The sequence below is a fragment of the Pseudomonas sp. RC2C2 genome (assembly GCF_018390435.1).
Lineage (GTDB): Bacteria > Pseudomonadota > Gammaproteobacteria > Pseudomonadales > Pseudomonadaceae > Aquipseudomonas > Aquipseudomonas donghuensis.
Window position 1 is genome coordinate 1,346,595 of record NZ_JAHBAX010000002.1, and the last position, 20,089, is coordinate 1,366,683.

Genomic DNA, 20,089 nt, shown 5'->3' on the forward strand with positions numbered 1-20,089 from the left:
ATCACCCATCAAAGGCGCCGTTCAACCGGCCACCGCCAGTTGTGCGCTGCGCGCCGTGTGCTGCAGCTGCTGCAGGTCGAACTTGCCGTTGGCCGTACGCGGCAGGGTGCCTTCGATACTGATCGACAGGGGTACCTTGTGCGACTCCAGGCCGTGCCGGCAACGTTCGAGCAACTGTTCCACGCTCAGGCTCACACCTTGGCCCAAGGTGACGAACGCCCATAACGCCTCGCCGACCGACGCATGCTCGATACCGACCACCGCCGCCGCTTCGACGCCATCAATGGCATAGAGGAAGCTCTCGACTTCACTGGGGCTGACCTTCATGCCGCGCGATTTGATCACGTGGTCCATACGGCCCTGGAAGTACAGGTAACCGTCCTCATCAAGGCTGCAGTAGTCGCCGGTGTACAGCACGCTTTCACCCGGGTACGGGCCCGGCTTGAGCTTTTGCGCCGTGGCCTGGGGGTTGCGCCAGTAACCTGCCATCACAGTGGCGCCGCGAATCACCAGTTGACCGACCTGATGCGGCTGGTCGATGCGCCGGCCTTCGTCGTCCACCAGCCACAGCTCGGTGTTGGGGATGGCGATGCCGACACTGCCCGGTTTGTCGTCTATATCTTCCGGTGGCAAGTAGGTGCAGCGCTTGCACTCGGTCAGGCCGTACATGGAAAAGATCTGCGCCTGGGGGAACAGGCCTTTCATTTGGGCGATGTGGGTCGGCTTGAGGGCCGCGCCGGTGTTGGTCACCATGCGCACCTGGGGGAAAGTCGCCTCGCGCTTGTGCGCGTATTCATGCAGGAGCATGAGCATGGTCGGCACGAACGGAATGACCGTGACCTGATACTGGCGAATCTTTTTGATCAGGAAGATCGGCCAGGTGAATTCCTTTTCCAGCACCAGGGTGGCACCACTGCTCAAGGCCATGATCATCTGGTAAAGGCCGTAGTCGAACGACAGCGGCAACGAGCACAGCACGTTGTCAGTGGCTGTGTACCCCAGGTAGGTATGCAGCGAGTTGAGCGCCGCGAGCATGTTGCGGTGGGTAAGCATCACCCCCTTGGGCGCGCCAGTGGACCCTGAGGTGTAGATGATCGCAGCCAGGTCCAGGTCGAGGTTGCCGCACGGCAGTGGCACGCCGGCGCCCTGCCCCAACAGGCTTTCGACAGTCTGGGTAACCGGGGAGTCGGCTTCGCCGTCGAGCAGCACGATGGCCTTGAGGTAGCTCAGCTCGGAGGTGCCCGCCGGCAGGCTGGCGAATTTCTCCGAGGTGGTGATCAGTACCGAGGCCTCGGCATCGCGGATGATGTAGTCGAGGCTGTCGGCCGGGGTTTCCAGGCCGACGTTGACCATCACCCCGCCGGCCCTGAGTACGCCCCAGAACGCACAGACGGTCTCGACCCGGTTGCCCAGGCACACCACCACCCGCTCCTGGCGCTGCAGGCCATTGACCTGCAGCCCGGCAGCCAGGCGCCCACTGGCTTCGTCGAGCTGGGCATAGGTGTAGGTTTCATCGGCATAGATGATCGCTGCCTTGTCCGGGTACAGGCCGTTGGGACGGTCCAGCACGTGCTGCAAGAGGACGTCAGACGCCTTCATGCTGCACCTCGAAACGTGCCCGGCGCACCGCCGCCGGTTGACGGTGGGCGTCAATATAGCCGGCCAGGGTGGCGACGGTATTGAAGTGTCCGGGGGCGATGGTGTCGGGGTTGACGAAGAAACCTTCGATATCGTCTTCCAGATTGACCAGCAACTCCATGGAGGTCAGTGAATCCAGCCCCAGGTCGTCCCGCAGATGCGAGTCGGCGCTGATCACGGTGTTTGCCGGCAGTTTCAGCACCACCCGCAGGATCTCGCCGAGCTGACGCTGGGTCGCCGCCTGGGCGATCGGCGTCGGCTCGCTCGCCGCCGGGGCAGCGCCGAGCATGGCCGACAGCGGTACATCGGCGTGGCTGTCACGGATGTCCAGGGCGGTTTGCCGGGCACGGGCGAGGAACAGCTGGCCGTTGCTGACAATCACTTCGGCCGGGTGGCCATGGCTGTGGAACAGGGTCGGCGAAGCAGACGGGCCGTAGGCACCTGAGGCGGTGACGGCGAGGATGTCGCCCTCGTGCAGGGTTTCGATCTGCAGGTCACGGGCCAGCAGATCATCGGGGCTACAGAGCGGCCCGGAGATATGGTATTCGCGCAGCGGCGCGCCGGTGCTGCCGGTGGCGTGGACAATACGGAAGTTGCGTTTGAGCACCTGGCCGCTGCCAGCGGCGGCGCCATGACAATTGGTACCGCCATCGGTGACGGCAAAGGTCTTGCCGTGGTTTTCCTTGATGTTGTCGACCGTCACCAGCAGGGCACCGCACTTGCCGGCGACGAAGCGCCCCGACTCGACAATGATCCGGGTCTGCGGGAACTGCTGATTGAACGCCTCGAACAGTGGCGCCAGCAGTTGCTTGAGCTGGCGGGTGTCGAGTTCGCTCTCGTTCTCGTAGTACTTGATACCCAGGCCGCCGCCGACATCGACCATGCTCATGTCCAGGTTGTAGCGCCGGGTCAGGCTACGGTAGAGGCCAAGAATGTACTTGGCGTTGTCGTACACCGACTGCGCATCGAGGATCTTGGTCCCGTTGTAAACGTGGATGCCTTTGATCTGCAGGTTTGGCAACGCCGCGTAGTCGCCGAAATTGGCAACGGCCGTATCTTCTTCAATGCCGAAATGGGTCGGCCGCCCGCCCATCTTCCACGGGGAACCGGAGGCGGAGAAGTTAGGGTTGATACGAATCGCCACCGGCGCCACGCGGCCGAGTTCGCCCGCCAGCGCCGAGAGTTTGCGCAGTTCGGTTTCCGATTCGACGACGATGGCAAACACCCCAACTTCCAGGGCGCGCCGATGTTCCTCGGGTTTCTTGTAGGGCCCGAGGAAAATGATGTCCTCAGGAGCGACCCCGGCCTTCAGGGCGATTTCCAGCTCGCCCAGCGAGCAGACTTCGGTATTGCCGCCGTAGGAGCGGATCAGTTTCACCAGGGACAGGTTCGGGTTGACCTTCAACGCATAGAAGATATCCACGCAGTCCGGCAATGCATCGCGCAACTCGTTGAAACTGCTGCGTAGCACGGCTTCATCGTAGAGGTAGGTCGGTGTCCCGAACGTCGCTTTTGCCTGGAGGACCAGTTCCTTGGAAAGCTTCATCTGTTGCTCCCTTCGTTCTTATAGTGTGCCGCCGCTGCGCGCGTACCCCGTCCCGGCTTGAGAGCACCGAGACAAGGGCGTATAGCGGGATGGCGTCAAAGTTGGTTGCGCACCACTTGCCGGGCGAGTAAGTGGGCCCGACATAAAACTTTGCGCGCAAAGTTTGTGAAATTCTGCGTCCGCATTTGCCGTGATGTCAAGATAATTCCACGGGGTTTTGTCTGCGACACAGCGACACGCTTTTGCCGGCAGGTTCGATGCAGAACAGAGATAAATCGCCGCACCCAATCCATAACAGGTGCGCCATTGTCCAATGAATACGGGGGTTTTATCTGATCCGGTATTAACGCCGGTTTCTGAGTCTGTTTTGTATGCCAGCAGCTTCCTAGAGTCTGCGCCTGTGCCCCTGCCCCACGGCAGGGCGAGCCATACAGGAACTGTGGAAACTAGCCATGAGCACACATCAACAGGCGCAGGCCTATAACTACAAGGTGGTCCGGCAATTCGTCATCATGACGGTGGTCTGGGGTATCGTCGGCATGGCCATGGGCGTCTGGATCGCCTCGCAACTGGTCTGGCCCGAGCTTAACCTCGACTTGCCGTGGACCTCGTTCGGCCGCCTGCGCCCCTTGCACACCAGCCTGGTGATCTTCGGCTTCGCCGGTAGCGCGCAGTTCGCCGCCAGTTATTACGCGGTACAGCGCACCTGCCAAGTGCGGCTGTTCAGCGACAAACTCGCCGCCTTCACCTTCTGGGGCTGGCAGGCGACCATCGTGATCATGCTGGTCAGCCTGCCGCTGGGCCTGACCACGACCAAGGAATATGCCGAGATCGAATTCACCGGCGCGGTGTGGATGGCGATCGTCTGGGTTGCTTACGGCATCGTCTTCTTCGCCACCCTGATGCGCCGCAAGGCCAAGCATATCTACGTCGGCAACTGGTTCTTCGGTGCCTTCATCGTGGTGATCGCCATGCTTCACGTGGTCAACCACCTGTCGATTCCGGTGAGCTGGTTCAAGTCGTACCCGGTGTACTCCGGGGCCACTGACGCCATGGTGCAATGGTGGTACGGCCACAACGCCGTGGGCTTCTTCCTGACCACGGGTTTCCTGGGGATGATGTACTACTTCGTGCCCAAGCAAGTGGGCCGGCCGGTGTACAGCTATCGCCTGTCGATCGTGCACTTCTGGGCGCTGATCACCCTGTACATCTGGGCAGGTCCCCACCACCTGCACTACACCGCCCTGCCCGACTGGGCGCAGTCGCTGGGCATGGCGATGTCGCTGATCCTCCTGGCGCCAAGCTGGGGTGGCATGATCAACGGCATGATGACCCTCTCCGGCGCCTGGCATAAGCTGCGCAGCGACCCGATCCTGCGCTTTCTGGTGCTGTCGCTGGCGTTCTACGGCATGTCGACCTTCGAAGGCCCGATGATGGCGATCAAGACCGTCAACGCCCTGTCGCACTACACCGACTGGACCATCGGCCACGTGCATGCCGGTGCCCTGGGCTGGGTGGCGATGATCACCTTCGGCTCGCTGTACCACATGATCCCGAAAGTGTTTGGCCGCGAGCAGATGTACAGCGTCGGCCTGATCAACCTGCACTTCTGGCTGGCGACCATCGGCACCGTGCTGTACATCGCCTCGATGTGGGTCAACGGCATCGCCCAGGGTCTGATGTGGCGCGCCACCAACGACGACGGCACCCTCACCTACTCGTTCGTCGAGGCGCTGGTGGCCAGCCACCCGGGCTTTATCGTGCGCTTTGTCGGTGGCGTGTGCTTCTTGAGCGGCATGCTGCTGATGGCCTACAACACCTGGCGCACCGTGCGGGTGGCCGATGAAAAACTGGCGCTGAACAACGCCAGCCTGGCCTAGGAGGCACGGAGATGGATGACTGGCTGTATGCACTGTACTGCCTGAGCGGCGTACTGTTTTTCTACCTGGTCACCAGTGCCTGCCTGCAGCGCCACAACGGCGAAGTGGACGATCAAGCCAGCCTGATCCCCTTCGCCGACGACCCGGCGGTCGCCCGCCGGGTTGAAGCGGCCACCGGCAAGCCGGTGCCGGCGGTGGCGCCGGATGCGGCCCTGAAGGCCTGATTCACGCCTCATCGCTGGCAAGCCAGCTCCCACATTGGATCTGTGTCCGCACAACCTGTGGGAGCTGGCCTTGCCAGCGATCGAGCGCGCAGCGGTCGTAATCCAGGCAGCGCCAAAATCAACTGCGGGCCATTTCCCGCCCATCCTCGAAGAACACCTTGCGCCCATCCACCTGGCTCGACGCCCGTGGCAGGTTGGCCGCCTCTGCCGTCGGCTTCTCGACATACCAGTAACAGTGCTTCGCCGCCCGGGTAATGGCCACGTAGGCCAGGCGCAACACCTCGTCCTTCTGTGCGTTGTCGAACGCCTGGGCATCGCCGTTGCGGCCTAGACCTGCCTGGCGATACACCTGGTTCTTGTACGGTGAGTTGGTCAGGTGCTGACAATCGCCGAGCATGAACACCGCATCGGCCTGTAGCCCCTTGGCGCTGTGATAAGTCAGCTGGCGCAGGCGCCGTTGTGCCGCCGGCAACCCGGCCTCGTGGTTGACCAATGCCTGCAAATGGTCGGCAATCGCCGCCTTGTCGCTGCTCTTGCGGTACAGCAACATCACCGACTCGCCCTTGCGGTAATGCTCCAGCAGTGTCTCGGCCAGGCTCGCCTCGTCACGCTCAAGCACCTTGACCGGTACTGGCGTTTCGGCTGCCGGTCCGCACGCCCTGGCTTTCTTGCCGCTGATAGCCGGGGCCGACTTCACGATGTGCTCGGCGGCATCGATGATGTGCTGATGGCTGCGGTAGTTGTCGGCGAGCATGACCCGGGTGCTGCTCGGCGCCGGGAACTCCTTGGCGAACTCCATGAAGTACTTGGGCGAACTGCCGCGCCAGCCATAGATCGACTGCCAGTCGTCGCCCACGCACAGCAACGACGAATGCTGCGCCACCCGCCCGACCTGCATGGCCGGGCCGCGGCGGCGGATTTCGCGCAGGCAGGCGCGCAGCCAGGAGACGATCTGCGGCGAGACGTCCTGGAACTCATCGATCATCAGGTGCGCCAACGGCCGTAACAGCGGATCGGGCAACAGCCGCAGATTCTCCGGGTTGTTCTCGCCGAACAGGGCGAACATGCGGTTGTAGCTCATGATCGGCGGCGACTGGCCAAGCAGGTGCGCTTCCAGGGCTTTCCAGTACAGGCCCAGCGCTTCGAAGAACAGCGCATCGTTGTCGCCCGCCGGGAAACTCATGGCGGCGACTGCGGTGTTGACCTCAAGCCCGAGGTTCTCGATAAAGCCGGCGGCGCCGACAAAGGCATCCAGCAAAGGGGCTGCGGCAAGCTCACCCTTGACCTTGTAATCGAAGCCGGGCCCAGCCACCGCATCGCCTGCCAGGGACGAAGCCAGGCGCTTGGCAGCAGAGTAGTTTTCCAGCCAAATCACAGGCTTATCACAGAAAGCTTGAAACAGGGTGCGCTTTATCACCCACTCCGCCCACACCGGCAGCTTGGCGCTGGGACGCTTGTACTGCTGGTTTTCCTTGGGGTCGAAGCCGAGCACGACATAAGCGTCCAACTCGGCGATATGGCCGTGGAAATGAAAACGGCTGCCGTTGATCTCGACCGTTTCGCGGCTCGGTTCGATGCCCTTGATCGGCCAGGCGCCGGCGGCGAACCACAGGTCTTCGAGCGTGTCGCACAGCTCTTCGTCGCGGCTGGCGGACAGCTGGGTCACTGCCACGCGCTTTTGCACGTCGGGGTGATCACGGTCCAGCGCCTTGAGCTGCAGGGCCTCGCGGCGCAGGCTGGCGATCAGCTCGGCAAAGCGCGGGCTGCTGCCCAGCAGGTCGCGATAGCAGAGGTTGAGCTGCTGACGCTGGGCATCGTTGATGCGCAGGTCGAACGGATTGCTCTCGGCGCTGGCTTCGCTGCCGCCGGGCATTTCGCTGCCCAGGGTCTCGAACGCGCGCACCTGGCTAAAGCCCGGCAAGCTGCGCACCAGCGGCAAGATGCGCGAATGGAAGGTACGCACCAGCTCACGGGCCTGGGCCTGGCTGAGGTCCAGTTGCCACAGGGCAAATACCTGGACCAGGCGATTGATGAAATCCTTGCGCGATTCGCGGGTGAAGGTCACCACGGTCATGGCGTCCAGCTCGTAGCCCAGGTAATGGCGCAGCAGCAGGATGCGCAGCACCAGCGAGGTCGATTTGCCGGCGCCGGCGCCGGCAATCACGCAGGTTGACGGCGTGTCGCTGAAGATCATCTTCCACTGCGCCGCGCTTGGCTGGGCATGGGCCGGCAGGCGCTGGGCAACGTCGGCCTTGAAGCGTTTCTTCAGCTCGGCAGTCAGCGCCAGGCGCCAGTCATCGAACAGCGCGTCGTCCAGCCCGGGCACAGCGTGAGCGTCGGGGCGGGTGTCGCGGATCACCAGGACCTGGCGCCCGGCCTCATAGCCGTCGATCCGCCCTTCTTCGTAGCCTTCGCGCAGGCCATCGGCATGACCGGTGCGCTGACCGCTGGCATGGCCCTGGAACCAGGAATCGCGATGCTGCGCCTGCAAGTGGCTCAGGCCACGCCCGAGCAGGCGCGCGGCCAGGCGACGCAGCCACGGCAGCTGCGCGGGCGCAATCAACTCCAGGGGTAGCTTGGGACGCTCTTCAGACACACCGACTCCAACACAATGAAAACCAGCGGCCATGTTCGCTCCATCGGGCAAAAATCACCAGCCGATTGCTTGCAGATCAGTAAATTAGGCGATGAAGCGTACAAATTACCCTAGCTCTATATATCGACAATATTGATTGTATTCAGCCGAAATTTACGCTTATTTTCGATCATTATTTGATAGATCATCTCCTCCATCCACTACCTTTCGAGGAGAGCCAACATGCTGCAACTGCGCCCATTCAAGAGCCTTGGCCATGCCAACCATGGTTGGCTCGATGCCCATCATCACTTTTCGTTCGCCGAGTACTACGATCCGGCGCGCATGCACTGGGGCAACCTGCGGGTCTGGAACGACGACCTGATTGCTGCGGGTAGCGGCTTCCCGCCGCACCCGCACCGCGACATGGAGATCATCACCTATGTGCGCGAAGGCGCCATCAGCCACCAGGACAACCTTGGCAACAAGGGCCGCACCGAGGCCGGTGACGTGCAGGTGATGAGTGCCGGCACCGGCATCACCCATAGCGAATACAACCTGGAGAAGGTCGATACGCGCATCTTCCAGATCTGGATCGTCCCTGAGCGCGTTGGCCAGGCGCCTTCCTGGGGGACCCGGCCGTTCCCCAAAGGCGAGCGCGGTGAAGGCTTCGTGACCTTGGCCAGTGGCCGCGAGGGCGACGAGCACAGCCTGCAGATTCGTGCCGATGCACGCCTGGTGGCAGCGACCTTGCAGGCAGGAGAAACCGCCGAGTACCGCTTCGAAGCCGGGCGCCGTGGCTACCTGGTGCCGGCCAAGGGCCAGGTTGAAATCAACGGTTTGCGCGCCGAAGCCCGTGACGGGGTGGCGATCGAGGACGAGCCGGTGCTCAGGGTGACGGCGGTGCAGGACAGCGAGATCGTGCTGGTCGATGTAGCCTAGGGCCGCTATGCGGCCCATCGCTGGCAAGACCAGCTCCCACAGGTCAGGTGATATCTCTCAGATATTTGCAACACCTGTGGGAGCTGGCTTGCCAGCGATGCTTTTAGCGGTCAGGCAATCGCCGCATCCACCAGTTCCTGGGCTTCAGCCACCAGGCGCTGCAAATGCGCTTCATCGATGAAGCTTTCGGCGTAGATCTTGTAGATGTCCTCGGTCCCCGACGGCCGCGCCGCGAACCAGCCGTTGGCGGTCATCACCTTGAGGCCGCCAATGGCCTGGTTGTTGCCCGGCGCATGGCTGAGGATCTGCTCGATCGGTTCACCGGCCAACATCGTCGACTTGACCTGCTCGGGTGCCAGCTTGCTCAGCAGGGCCTTTTGCTGCGGGTTGGCCTTGGCCTCGACGCGGGTGGCGAACGGCTCGCCCAGCTTGGCGGTAAGTTCGGTATAGGCCTGGCTTGGGTCGCGGCCGGTGCGGGCAGTGATTTCCGCCGCCAGCAGCGCCGGGATCAGGCCGTCCTTGTCAGTGGTCCAGACGCTGCCGTCCTTGCGCAGGAACGAGGCGCCGGCGCTCTCCTCGCCACCAAAGCCCAGGGAGCCGTCGAACAGACCGTCGGCGAAGAACTTGAAGCCCACCGGCACCTCAAACAAACGACGCCCCAAGCGCGCGGTGACGCGGTCAATCAGGCCACTGCTGACCACCGTCTTGCCCACGGCGGCGTCGCTACGCCATTGCGGACGGTGCTGGAACAGGTAGTCGATGGCCACGGCCAGGTAGTTGTTCGGCGCCAGCAGGCCGTTCGGGGTCACGATGCCGTGGCGGTCGTGGTCCGGGTCGCAGGCGAACGCCACGTCGAAACGCTCGCGCAGGCCGATCAGGCCCTGCATGGCATACGGCGAAGACGGGTCCATGCGGATCTGTCCGTCCCAGTCGACCGACATGAAGCGGAAGGTCGGGTCGACCTCGGTGTTGACCACTTCCAGGTTCAGCTTGTAGTGCTCGGCAATCGCCGACCAGTAGCGCACCCCTGCCCCACCCAGCGGGTCGACGCCCAGGCGCAGGTTGGCGCTGCGGATCACGTCGAAATCGATGACGTTTTCCAGATCGGCGACATAGCTGGCGACATAGTCATGACGATGGGTGGTGCTGGCTGCCAGCGCCTGTTCATGGGAGATGCGCTTGACGCCCGCCAGGCCCACCGCCAGCAGCTCGTTGGCCTTGGCCTCGATCCACTTGGTGACATCGCTGTCGGCCGGGCCGCCATTGGGCGGGTTGTACTTGAAGCCGCCGCTTTGCGGCGGGTTATGCGACGGGGTGATGACGATACCGTCGGCAAAGCCGCTGCTGCGTCCGCGGTTGTAGCAGATGATGGCATGGGACACCGCCGGGGTCGGGGTGTACTCGTCATCCTTGGACAGCATGACCTCAACGCCGTTGGCCGCCAGGACCTGCAGCGCGCTTGCTGCGGCCGGGGTCGACAACGCGTGGGTGTCGGCGCCGATGAACAACGGGCCATCGATGCCCTTGGCCTGACGGTACAGGCAGATGGCCTGGCTGATGGCCAACACGTGGTGTTCGTTGAAGCTCAGCTCCAGAGAGCTGCCGCGGTGGCCGGAGGTGCCGAAGGCAACGCGCTGGGTGGCGATGCTGGCATCGGGCTGGCCGGTGTAGTAGGCGGTCAACAGTTGCGGGATATCCACCAGCACGGAGGCCGGGGCCGGTTTGCCCGCCAAAGGACTGAGCTTCATGCAAAACCTCAAGAAAGGATGTTCAGGGTAATGAAAACAGGCAGTTTACTGGCACTTTGACAAGCTTGCGACGGTGACGATCCCTGGCGTGGCAATTATTTCTACTGTGGCGCCCACCAGGCCGGAAACATGCGTTGTACACGGGCTTCGGCGAAGCGGTCATCGATCAGCAATACCGTGCCACGATCCTGCGTGCCACGAATCACCCGTCCTGCCGCCTGAATGACCTTCTGTACCCCGGGATACAGGTAGGTGTAGTCGAACCCCGCGCCGAACAACCGGGCCATGCGCAGCTTGATCTGTTCGTTGACCGGGTTGACCTGGGGCAACCCGAGGGTGGCGACAAACGCACCGATCAGGCGCGTGCCGGGCAGGTCGACGCCTTCGGCAAAGGCCCCGCCGAGCACGGCAAAGCCCACGCCCTGGCCCTGGGGAGCAAAACGTTCGAGAAAGTCCTGGCGCTGCTGCTCATCCATGCCCGGTGCCTGGCGCCATTGGCTGATGGCCGGATAGCGCGCAGCCAACAAGGCCGAGACCTGCTGCAGGTACTCAAAGCTGCTGAAAAACGCCAGGTAATTGCCCGGCGCACGCCCATATTGCTCGGCAATCAGCTCGACGATCGGTGCCAGGGAGGCTTCCCGGTGCTGGTATCGGGTCGAGACGCTGCTGATCACCTGCACCTGCAATTGCTCGGCGGCAAACGGAGAGGCGACCTCGAGCCAGGCGCAATCGGCTGGCATGCCGAGCAGGTCGGCGTAGTAGTGGCGCGGGCTGAGGGTCGCGGAAAACAGCGTGGCACTGCGCGCTGCCGCCAGCCGGGGGCCGATCAGCGCTGCGGGTACCACATTGCGCAGGCACAGGGTCGACAAGGCACGCTTGCCCGGGCCCGGGCGCTTGCTGATATCAAACAGGAAGTGTTCGTCGAACAACTCGCTGACGCGGGTGAACTGCAGCGCCTGGAAAAAGAACTGCAGCACAGCCGGGTCAATGCCGGTCGGGTTCTGGTTCAGTTGCTCCTGGATCGCCCCGACACACTGCTGCAAGGCCCTGAGCAGCGCCTCGGGCAAGCCGTCAACCACCCGATAAGGCGCCACCTGCTCCTTGTGCAGGGCGTTCCACTGGCGGTTGAGACGGTCCAGGGCGCTGCTCAGGCCTGCGGGCTTAAGCTTGCGCAGGGCCAGCAACTGGCCCTGGTCGAGGCTGGCGCTGTACATCTGCCGGGCCCTCTCGACCAGGTTGTGCGCCTCGTCCACCAGCAGCGCCAGGCGCCACTGGTTGGCCTGGGCCAAGCCATACAGCAAGGCGCTCTGGTCGAAGTAGTAGTTGTAGTCGGCCACCAGCACATCGACCCACCGGGCCATCTCCTGGCCCAGGTAATAGGGGCAGACCTGATGGGCCAGGGCCACCTCGCGCAGCGCCGCTTGGTCCAGCACTGCCACGGCCTGGGCGGCCTGGCGCGCTGCGGGCAGGCGGTCGTAAAAGCCCTTGGCCAACGGGCAGGCATCACCATGGCAGGCCGTGCCGGGGTATTCACAGGACTTGTCGCGGGCCACCAGCTCCAAGCTGCGCAGCGCAGGCGGGGTAGCGCTGGCCATCACCTGCCGAAGCGCCTCCAGCCCCAGGGCACGGCCAGGGGTTTTGGCGGTGAGGAAGAGGATTTTGTCCAGTTGCTGGGGGGCCATCGCCTTGAGCAACGGGAACAGGGTGCCGAGGGTCTTGCCAATGCCGGTGGTGGCCTGGGCCATCAGGCAGCGGCCGGTGCTGACCGCCTTGTACACGGTTTCGGCCAGCTCGCGCTGGCCTTGGCGAAACTGCCCATGGGGGAATGCCAGGGCCTGCAAGCCCTGATTGCGCGAAACCTGACGCAGCATCTGCTGCTCGGCCCAGTGCAGGAAGATCGCGCATTGGCCATTGAAAAACTGCTCAAGCTCCTGGGCGCTGCGTTGTTCTTCGACCAGCGTCTGTTCATCACTGTCGACATTCAGGTAGACCAGCGCCAGGCGCAACACCGGCAACTGGCGCTGCTGGCACAGCAACCAACCGTAGACCCGCGCCTGGGCCCAGTGCAGTTGCCGGTGGTTGTCGGGCTGGCGGGCCAGGTCGCCGCGGTAGGTCTTGATTTCTTCGAGGCGATTGAGCCGCGGATCGTAACCGTCGGCACGGCCGCGCACTTGCAAGGTCGCGTACTGCCCCTCAAGGCTGACTTCGGTCTCATACCCCTCACCCCGTCCGGCCACTACCCGACGATGGCCGCTGATGCCCTCCTCGGCGGTGGGCGACGGCGTGAAGCGCAGGTCGAGGTCGCCGACCTTGGCGCTGAACTCACACAGCGCCCGCACCGCCACACGGTAGCTCATGGTGCCCATTGCACGTGGCAGACTTCCACCGGCAGGCCGTGCCCGGCGCAGAACTCGATCCAGCGCAGCTGGCTGTCCTGCAGGCGATCGCCCGGGCCCTTGACCTCGATCATGCGGTAGCGCTGCTGCTCGGGCCAAAACTGGATCAGGTCGGGCATGCCCGAACGGTTACCCTGGATGTCGTCAAGCAGGCGCTCGAAGCAGCTTTTCAGGTGCGCCGCGGGCAGGCAGGCCAGGGCCTGCTCAAGCAGCGCTTCGCTGAGCAGCTGCCAATAAACGAAAGGCGATTGCAGGCCCTGCTTGCTGATGAAATGGCGGCGGATGGTCTGCCGGTAGCTGCCATCGTCCAGTTGCCCCAGGCAACGTGCGAACAGCTCGCTGCGGCGCCCGTGAAACTCGGCGTCATGCAAATCCTGCGGCGCGCTCTGGAACGGGTGGAAAAACGCGCCAGGCAACGGTGCGAAGATCGCCTCCCAGCACAGTAGGCCGAACAGGCTGTTGAACAGGCCGTTCTCGACGTAATGCACCTGCCCACCGCCCTGCCCCAGGTGCAACTGCACGGCCTGCTCCACCCCCAGGGCCGCCAGCTCGGCCGGCAACTGCAGCTCGACCAGGCTGACCTGCGGCTTGGCCCGCCGTGGCTGCGCCGGCCCGCCCAGCTTGCGCTGCAAACGCGGTAACATCCGCGCCAGGGCCTGGACCTCAAGGCCATTGGCCGGTTGCCGGGCAATCTGCGAGGCCAGCTCGAACGCCTGTGCCCACTGCTCGCTACGCTCCAGCACCCGCACCTGACGAATGCGCGCCTGCGGATGCTGGCTACGCGGGTAGATGCGCAAGGCCAGTTGCCAGTCGGCCAGGCGCTCGCTGTGCTGGCCAAGCTGATACAGCAGCCGTGAGCGCCGGCGCAGCAACCAGGGGTTGTCGCTGTCCAGGCACTCGATGTGCTCGACCACCTGCTCAAGGGCCACGCCCTGCTCCAGCAACTCGGCGCACTGGTGCAAGGCCAGCGCGACATCGATATCGCTGCGTTTGCGCAACGCCCGCGAGTCGTCGCTGAAGGCCACTTGCTCGTAACGCAGCAGGCCAAGGTCGGCGAGCACGAATTCCGACCAGTCCTGGTACAGGTTGCCGAAGAACAGCAGACGCAAGCGGTCACACAAGGCCTGCAGGCGCAACTCGATGATCGGCTCATCGAAGCCGGGCAGCCATGCCTGCAGCGGCCGGGGCTGCAGATCGAGTGCCTGCAGCTGGGCCAGCAGCTCGCGCTTGGCGGCCCGCGGGCGCTCGAGCCACTCGGCAAAGCTGCTGGCCAGCTCGTCCTTGCGCAGCAGATGGAACAATTGCTCCAGGCTCAGCAGGCTGTCATCGGCCACCCAGCCCAGAGCCAGCAAGGGCGCCAACGCTGCCTGTGCCGGGCCGATTTCGGCGTAGTCGAGCTTGCTCGGGCGAAACAGCAGCCCCTTGCGCATCACCATGCGCACCAATAAAGCCCGGGCTGCCTGCGGTTGCTGGCGAAACTGGCGGATGAAGGCCTGCTCCTGGTCGTCGAGCAGGTCGGCATAGCGCAACTCGATCCAGTCGAGCACTTGCTGGAAGTTGTGCAGGTAATAGAACGGGTCGTCGACGGAATGAGCGATCACGGGACAGTACGGGCTGGCAACTGGAACACTGGTTATACATACAGACTCATTGGTCTGGCAACCTGCGTGCGACCAACGTAGGCTCTTGCTGGCGATTACGATCCATGACGACAAGGAAATCCCATGCGCATAGGACTGCTCTGCCTGGTCGGCCTGCTGGCTGCCTGCCAATCCCATCAGGTTCTGCCACCACCGGCACCGATAGCGCCCCATGGGCGCGATCACGCCGACGTTGGCATGATCCGCGAGTTGGCCAGCGGCCGTACCCTGACCCCGCAGCAACTGGTCGAGCGCCTGGCTGCGGCACCACGGGTGCTGGTCGGCGAGCAGCACGACAACCCCGACCATCACGCCCTGCAACTGTGGCTGTTGCGCGAACTGGCAGCCCGGCGCCCGCAAGGCAGCCTGTTGCTGGAAATGCTCAACCCCGACCAACAGAATCGGGTCGATGCCGTGCAGGCCGCATCGCGCGCAGGGCAGCCACCTGCCGACCCGATCCAGGCGCTGGCCTGGCAAGCCGGTTGGGATTGGAGCCTGTACGGACCGCTGGTGACCTATGCGCTGCGCCAGCCCTATGCCCTGCTGGCCGCCAACCTGGACCGGGCGCAGGTAATGCAGGTCTATACACAGCACCCGACGCTCGAAGGCCACGCCTCCACCACCCAACAGGTTCAAGCCACCCTGCTCGCTGACATTCGCTCGTCCCATTGCGGTTTGCTGCCCGAGCCCCAGATGCCGGCAATGCTGGCGGTGCAGCAACAACGCGACCGGCGCATGGCCGAACGCCTGCTGGCCGCGCCCAGCCCGGCGCTGTTACTGGCCGGGGCATTCCATGTGCGCAAGGACCTGGGCGTACCGCTGCACCTGATCGACCTGGGAGCACCCGGCAGCGACCCGGTGCTGATACTGGCCGAGGCCGGCAAGACCGTCAGCGCCGAAAGCGCGGACTTTGTCTGGTACACCGCCGCGCAACCGGAACAGGACTACTGCGCGACATTGCGCCGCTGACGCCGATGCGCGGGGGCTCAGCTGGCCTGCTGGGTGCGCCGCAGCTCGTCACTGAGGATGCTCAGGCCGTACTGCAGGTCCCCTTGCGGCCCCAGCGGCCAGCCCAGGCGCAAATGCCGACGAAAGTCGCCACGCAAGCTGAACAGTTCGCCCGGGGCGATTACCAGGCCTTGCTGCAGCAAACGATGGAACAACGGCCGGGTATCCACCGGCGCCCGCACCCAGATACAGGCGCCACCCGCCGGCATCTGGAACTCCAACTGGCCCCCAGGTACAGCTGCATCTGCCGGTACAGGTGGCTCAGGCGCTCGTGCAAGCGCAAGCGCAGTTGTTCCAGGTGCCGGTCGATGCGGCCCTTGCTGTACAAACGTGCTACCGCTTGCTGGCGCAAGGGCGGCAAGCGAAAACCGCGCAACAGAAACTGCCGGTGCAAGGGCCCATGCCAGTTCCGGGACAGCAGGTAGGCATAAGGCGCCTCGGCACCGACACTGCGCTCCAGCGAAGAGAACACCAGCAAGCGTTGCGGGTCGACCAGCTCGCGCAGATAGCCCGCCGCCGCAGGCTGGAAGCACAGCTCGGCCTCCAGGTCGTTCTCCAGTAACCACACCCCGTGCACGTCAAGGAGCTGCGCCATGGCCTTGCGGTCAGCCTCCGGCATCAGGCTGCCCTGCGGGACACTCAGGCGTGACGACAGCATGGCCAGGCGCACCGGCTCTTCACGTAGCAGCCGGGCGAGCTGCTCGAGGTCCAGGCCACCCTCAGGGCCCAAGGGCAGTTCAATGACCCGAATCCGGGCGGCCTGAAACACCCGCAACAGACGCCAGGAACAGGGTGTGGTGACCAGCACCGCACTGTTATGCAACTCAAGGGCCGCCAGGGTGGTCTCCAGCAACGAACGAACATCCAGCGCCAGGTAGACATCCTCGGCACTCCAGTACAGCTGCGCCGAGCGGGTGTAGCGCGCCGCCAGGGCGGTGCGCAGCTGCAGATCGCCCCATGGCTGGGGCGCACCGGCAAGCCGCGGATACTGACGCAACAGCTGGCGCTCGACACCCAACAGCGTTGCCTCGATCGATGGCAAGGCCTGCGCCTGGCCGCCGCTGAGCACCAGCATCTGCGGCGAGTTGGCATGCTCCTGCAGGTCCTGAAGCAAATCACCGCCACTGCGCGGCTGGCCGTCCAGTGCCGGCACCTTGGCAAAGTAGCCGGACTTGGGCACCGGCTGTACCCGGCCCTCATGCTCGAGCAGTGAATAGGCGTACTGCACCGTGGAAATCGACACGTCAAGGCGTTGAGCAAGGTCACGCAGCGAAGGCAGCTTGCTGTAACTGCCCGGTGCCATCTGAGCAATCAGTTCGACCAGGTAACGGTACACTGCCCGATAGGCGAACTCGCCGTGCGCCGGCGCTTTCATCCATGGCCGCCAGGCTGCTCGGCCTTGAGCCAGGTCCATGCCGTCGGCGCCAGGCGCAGGTGTTGCAGGTCCGCGCCGCGGCCCTGAATACGCGCCAGCAGCGAACGCGGCCGGGCACTGGGCTGCGGCTCTCGCTGATAGAGCATCTGCAGCAGTGGCAAACTCAGGCCGCTGATGTCGATCATCCATTGCACCACCGGCTCAGGCGCGGGCAACTGCTGCAACGCCTTGTGCAGATAGGGCAACGCCACCAGCATGCCGGGATGACAGCGGCGCAGAAATACCTCGAGCCGCAAGCCACGGGAGACGAATGGCGCAAACAGCTGGCAAACCAGTTGCGCCTCGCTCAGGCCATAGGCCTGCAAGGCAAACTCATTGGCCTGGGCCCGGCGTTGCTGCAACTGCTCGGCGTTCTGCCAGCGGCCCAACACGCGAACCTGCACGGCTCGCGGCAGACCATTGCGCTGCATCAGCAACCGCGCCTGGCGCAGGTAGGCATCGACACCTTCACGGTAATCGCTGTCTTCGATGAACTGCGCATGCAGCCCGCTCAGGTGCGCCAGCAGCAACGGATTGGCCGTGCCCGAGCGTGCGCAGGCGTAATACTGCTCATCAAAGCGATACCCCAGGAAGCGGTTCAAGCGCTCGTCATGGGGCACGTCGGGGTCGTGAACCAGATCATCGATGGTGATGAAGCGCATCGCCGGCGCACACACGTCACCGACCGCGGCCTGAGGGAAGGTTTTCGCCTGGCCGTACAACTGCTCCAGGTAGCGCCGCCGCAGTTCGCTCAAGCCCTCGCACAGTGAGGCGGCGCAACTGTGGATAGGCCTGATGCTCAGCAGGTCCTCCTCACGCAGGGCCCTGCGGCTCCAGGCAAGGTAGCGCCTGCGCTCAAGCAGCGGCTGGGCGCTGATGATGGCGTCGACGCCGCCACGCCAGTCGAGGGCCTGGCGACACAGCTCGGCCAGGCGCAAGTAGCCATGGCTGCCAAAACCTGCGCGTGGCAGCCCTGCCAGCAAATGACCGAACAGCAGCAGTTCATGACGTTCAGCCTGCTGTTGACTGGCAGAAGGACAGTGCCGGCTGTCAAAAGGCAGCAACTGCTGATCGACGAGCATCAACAGTTCGACCCGTGGGTCGTCATGCAGGAACAACGCCGAGAAGCCGTGCTCGATATTGCTCACCGCCGTAGCGCTCATGCCCGGCTGGCGGACCACGGCAACGCGCAGCTGAAACGTACCCGGCGACCGCGCAGCAATGCTCAACTGCGCCGCGCGCAGGCAGGCCAGCGCATGGCTGGCATTCTGGCTGCCATCCTGGGTGAACATCAGCTTGAACCCGCCAATGCGTTCGATACCGCCGGCTGCGACGATCAAGCGCTGTATCAGCAGTTGCAAGGACGCCCGCTGGGCTTGTGACAAGTGCTCCAGCAAGCGCTGCAACACTTGCTGATAAATATATTGCATGGCCTGATCGTGAATGCTGCCCATAACACATACCCGCTATTCAGAATATGGCGACCTGAAAGAAAAATACCCCAGCGAAGAACTTTCAATCAGCAAAGGAGGATAAACAAAATTCATCCTAAGAAACTTCCTACAACCTCCTACGGAAAATAACTTCAGAAACTATTATTCCTCCTGGCTCCCCCTCCCCAGCCTGGCAGCACAACGTCTCTAACCCTCGGCTTACGACCCATCTTGCCTCGCTCCATGAGACGACCATTGACGAACTATTATCGGGCGTTGCCGGGCGAATAAAAGATACAGATCAGGGTAAAAAAACAATTCAGAACCTGCCACCCAACAGTTATTATTCAGACAACATCACAGCACTTTTCCTCTTGTTTGAACATAGCAAGAATACTGTCGTAACACCGGGAAAAGTCACCGTGGAAATATCCGAAACCAGCCTAGGAAATACCCACAAAAAAGCCCGAGTCACGGCTCGGGCTTCAGTGTTGTTGCGTTTCGTTGCGCGTATTACCCGGGCAACGACAGGTCCAGCACCAGCCTGCCGCCGCACGGACACTCGTCCATGTAGCGATGTGCCTCGACCACTTTCTCGAACGGATAGGTCTTGATGATCAGCGGCGTGAGCAGTTTGTCGGCGGTGAACTGGTTGATATCGCGCAGGGCACGCTGCAGCGCCACCTGGTCCTGACTGATGCCCAGTTCCGGCTTGCCGGTGAAGTTGCCGATACAATGGACGAAGAACTGGATGTTCTTCTGGAACGCCGCGCAGGCCGGGAACGGCGTCTGGTTGCCGCCCTGCAGGCCGTACAGCACCAGGCTGCCCCGCGGCGCCAGGGCATCACCGAGCAGGGCCATCTGCGGGCCGCCGAGGCCGTCAAGCACCATGTCGACACCGCGGTTGTCGGTGTACTTGTTGATCTGCATGAGCAGGTCCTGCTCTTCGGTGACGATCACCTTGTCGGCACCGAGCCTGATCAGGTAGTCACGCTGGTCGGCCTCTTTGGTCGCGGCGAACACTTTCAGGCCCAGGGCCTTGCCCAACTGCACGAAAGCAGGGCCGGCGCAGTGGCTGGCGTCGGTGATCAGCGCCGTTTGCCCGGCCTTGGCCCGGGCTAGGTCGACAAAGGCAAAATAGGCGATCAGCAGCGGCGTGTAATGCACGCTGGCCTCGACCGGCGAGAGAATGTCCGGATAACGGGTCAGCGCGTTGCGCGGCATGACGATGACTTCACCGTAGACCGGATGCTCGTTGGCACTGCTGGCCGGAAAGCTGGCGACCTTGTCACCGATAGCCAAGTCGTCGACACCCTCGCCCACGGCTGTGACCACGCCCGCCATCTCGTGCCCGATCCCGGCAGGCAGGCGCGCCTGGGACGGCGCCAGGTTCTGCCGCCAGAGCACGTCGTACCAGCTGATGCCGATCGCTTCTACACGAATCTGCACCTCGCCGGCGGCCGGCTGCGCCTGAGCCTGCTCTTCGATCTTGAGCACCTCGGCCGGGCCGAACTTGTGGAAACGGATCATGCGGGACATCGCAAACCTCGCCAATTGAACCTCTAATGCCCTGAACTCTATCCGGGCTTTGACGGTTAGACCATCAGTGGCCATTAATAGTCAACATGCCTGTCATTGATTGATG

12 protein-coding genes and 1 pseudogene are annotated in these 20,089 nt (G+C 63.4%); 4 read left to right on the plus strand and 9 right to left on the minus strand.

All coding sequences use genetic code 11. The annotated features are described in order from the left end of the window. Positions 1 to 21 precede the first annotated feature (21 nt). Both KHO53_RS24780 and KHO53_RS24785 read right to left on the minus strand, forming a co-directional pair. Positions 22 to 1,599: a class I adenylate-forming enzyme family protein gene (locus KHO53_RS24780; protein WP_051636826.1), complete on the minus strand. Its 1,578-nt coding sequence runs from the start codon at positions 1,597 to 1,599 to the stop codon at positions 22 to 24. Further along, entirely contained in the window at positions 1,586 to 3,184 is a 1,599-nt protein-coding gene (locus KHO53_RS24785; protein WP_010225231.1) for a phosphopantetheine-binding protein, read from the minus strand. Before KHO53_RS24785 ends, KHO53_RS24780 begins: the two co-directional genes overlap by 14 nt. A gap of 452 nt (positions 3,185 to 3,636) precedes the next feature. Here KHO53_RS24785 and ccoN point away from each other — a divergent pair, with 452 nt between their 5' ends. After that, on the plus strand, positions 3,637 to 5,064 hold the full coding sequence (ccoN, locus tag KHO53_RS24790) for a cytochrome-c oxidase, cbb3-type subunit I (RefSeq protein WP_100783391.1): 1,428 nt from the start codon (positions 3,637 to 3,639) through the stop codon (positions 5,062 to 5,064). Positions 5,065 to 5,075: 11 nt separating this feature from the next. Next, complete coding sequence (locus KHO53_RS24795) at positions 5,076 to 5,288, plus strand: hypothetical protein (protein WP_010225226.1); 213 nt, start codon at positions 5,076 to 5,078, stop codon at positions 5,286 to 5,288. Positions 5,289 to 5,406: 118 nt separating this feature from the next. Here the strand turns inward: KHO53_RS24795 and KHO53_RS24800 are convergent, their stop codons facing one another. Beyond that, complete coding sequence (locus tag KHO53_RS24800) at positions 5,407 to 7,917, minus strand: UvrD-helicase domain-containing protein (RefSeq protein WP_036997044.1); 2,511 nt, start codon at positions 7,915 to 7,917, stop codon at positions 5,407 to 5,409. 189 nt (positions 7,918 to 8,106) lie between these two features. On the opposite strand from KHO53_RS24800, the gene KHO53_RS24805 reads away from it, so the two are divergent. Next, positions 8,107 to 8,805 (plus strand): pirin family protein, encoded by a 699-nt coding sequence (locus KHO53_RS24805; RefSeq protein WP_036997041.1) that lies wholly within the window; start codon positions 8,107 to 8,109, stop codon positions 8,803 to 8,805. Between the two features lie 110 nt (positions 8,806 to 8,915). Here KHO53_RS24805 and pgm read toward each other — a convergent pair whose 3' ends face one another. From pgm to KHO53_RS24820, 3 genes are all read right to left on the minus strand, one after another. Next, positions 8,916 to 10,553 (minus strand): phosphoglucomutase (alpha-D-glucose-1,6-bisphosphate-dependent), encoded by a 1,638-nt coding sequence (gene pgm / locus KHO53_RS24810; protein WP_213571146.1) that lies wholly within the window; start codon positions 10,551 to 10,553, stop codon positions 8,916 to 8,918. A 101-nt stretch (positions 10,554 to 10,654) separates the two neighbouring features. Continuing rightward, a complete protein-coding gene (locus KHO53_RS24815) occupies positions 10,655 to 12,910 on the minus strand; it encodes an ATP-dependent DNA helicase (protein WP_213571148.1) in 2,256 nt (751 codons plus the stop codon). After that, positions 12,907 to 14,550 carry a VRR-NUC domain-containing protein gene (locus tag KHO53_RS24820; protein WP_213571150.1) on the minus strand — a complete coding sequence of 548 codons (1,644 nt, stop codon included), beginning with the start codon at positions 14,548 to 14,550 and terminating at the stop codon, positions 12,907 to 12,909. The genes KHO53_RS24815 and KHO53_RS24820 overlap by 4 nt, the downstream gene beginning before the upstream one ends. 123 nt (positions 14,551 to 14,673) lie before the next feature. Between KHO53_RS24820 and KHO53_RS24825 the strand changes: the two genes are divergently transcribed. After that, a complete protein-coding gene (locus tag KHO53_RS24825) occupies positions 14,674 to 15,558 on the plus strand; it encodes a ChaN family lipoprotein (protein WP_213571152.1) in 885 nt (294 codons plus the stop codon). A 17-nt stretch (positions 15,559 to 15,575) separates the two neighbouring features. Here the strand turns inward: KHO53_RS24825 and KHO53_RS24830 are convergent. The 3 genes and pseudogenes from KHO53_RS24830 to KHO53_RS24840 form a co-directional block, all read right to left on the minus strand. After that, positions 15,576 to 16,972: pseudogene (locus KHO53_RS24830) on the minus strand (aminotransferase-like domain-containing protein). Then, on the minus strand, positions 16,969 to 18,441 hold the full coding sequence (locus KHO53_RS24835; RefSeq protein WP_145959322.1) for a hypothetical protein: 1,473 nt from the start codon (positions 18,439 to 18,441) through the stop codon (positions 16,969 to 16,971). The pseudogene KHO53_RS24830 and the gene KHO53_RS24835 overlap by 4 nt, the downstream one beginning before the upstream one ends. A 516-nt stretch (positions 18,442 to 18,957) precedes the next feature. Then, positions 18,958 to 19,983, minus strand: a complete 1,026-nt coding sequence (locus KHO53_RS24840) for a zinc-dependent alcohol dehydrogenase family protein (RefSeq protein ID WP_010225212.1) — start codon at positions 19,981 to 19,983, stop codon at positions 18,958 to 18,960. Between the last annotated feature and the right edge of the window lie 106 nt (positions 19,984 to 20,089).

Excerpts from the sequence above, each read along its gene's own strand:
- KHO53_RS24780 (WP_051636826.1), bottom strand. The coding sequence starts at position 1,599 with ATGAAGGCGTCTGACGTCCTCTTGCAGCACGTGCTGGACCGTCCCAAC.
- KHO53_RS24785 (WP_010225231.1), bottom strand. The coding sequence starts at position 3,184 with ATGAAGCTTTCCAAGGAACTGGTCCTCCAGGCAAAAGCGACGTTCGGG.
- ccoN (WP_100783391.1), top strand. The coding sequence starts at position 3,637 with ATGAGCACACATCAACAGGCGCAGGCCTATAACTACAAGGTGGTCCGG.
- KHO53_RS24795 (WP_010225226.1), top strand. The coding sequence starts at position 5,076 with ATGGATGACTGGCTGTATGCACTGTACTGCCTGAGCGGCGTACTGTTT.
- KHO53_RS24800 (WP_036997044.1), bottom strand. The coding sequence starts at position 7,917 with ATGGCCGCTGGTTTTCATTGTGTTGGAGTCGGTGTGTCTGAAGAGCGT.
- KHO53_RS24805 (WP_036997041.1), top strand. The coding sequence starts at position 8,107 with ATGCTGCAACTGCGCCCATTCAAGAGCCTTGGCCATGCCAACCATGGT.
- pgm (WP_213571146.1), bottom strand. The coding sequence starts at position 10,553 with ATGAAGCTCAGTCCTTTGGCGGGCAAACCGGCCCCGGCCTCCGTGCTG.
- KHO53_RS24815 (WP_213571148.1), bottom strand. The coding sequence starts at position 12,910 with ATGAGCTACCGTGTGGCGGTGCGGGCGCTGTGTGAGTTCAGCGCCAAG.
- KHO53_RS24825 (WP_213571152.1), top strand. The coding sequence starts at position 14,674 with ATGCGCATAGGACTGCTCTGCCTGGTCGGCCTGCTGGCTGCCTGCCAA.
- KHO53_RS24835 (WP_145959322.1), bottom strand. The coding sequence starts at position 18,441 with ATGCAATATATTTATCAGCAAGTGTTGCAGCGCTTGCTGGAGCACTTG.
- KHO53_RS24840 (WP_010225212.1), bottom strand. The coding sequence starts at position 19,983 with ATGTCCCGCATGATCCGTTTCCACAAGTTCGGCCCGGCCGAGGTGCTC.